This is a genomic window from Paraburkholderia phymatum (genome assembly GCF_040965635.1).
Classification (GTDB): domain Bacteria; phylum Pseudomonadota; class Gammaproteobacteria; order Burkholderiales; family Burkholderiaceae; genus Paraburkholderia; species Paraburkholderia phymatum_B.
Genome location: NZ_JBFRCH010000146.1, coordinates 1 through 278, shown reverse-complemented (window position 1 = coordinate 278; position 278 = coordinate 1). Strand labels below are relative to the sequence as shown.

Genomic DNA, 278 nt, shown 5'->3' with positions numbered 1-278 from the left:
CGTCTGCCCGCAGCCTCATGTGGCCGAGGCGCATTTGCACGTGATCGGCGCCAACGATGAGCCGATCGGCCACGTAACCGGCCATGCGCGATGCCGGCACCGTACGCAGCTTGCGCCACTGGCCATGCATCCGGCCATACCAATGGTGCACCCGTGCGTTCCACGGCAGCCAGCGCTCGTACACGTAGGGATCGAGCAGGCACAGCAGGCCGACCTGTTCGCCAGCGCGCTCCAGCTGTTGCGCGATCTCGAACGCGATCAGCCCGCCGAGCGAATAG

1 protein-coding gene is annotated in these 278 nt (G+C 66.5%); it reads right to left on the bottom strand.

From position 1 onward, the window contains the following. The coding region (locus tag AB4Y32_RS40555; RefSeq protein ID WP_368726593.1) for a thioesterase domain-containing protein at positions 1–278 on the bottom strand (278 nt) is incomplete at both ends.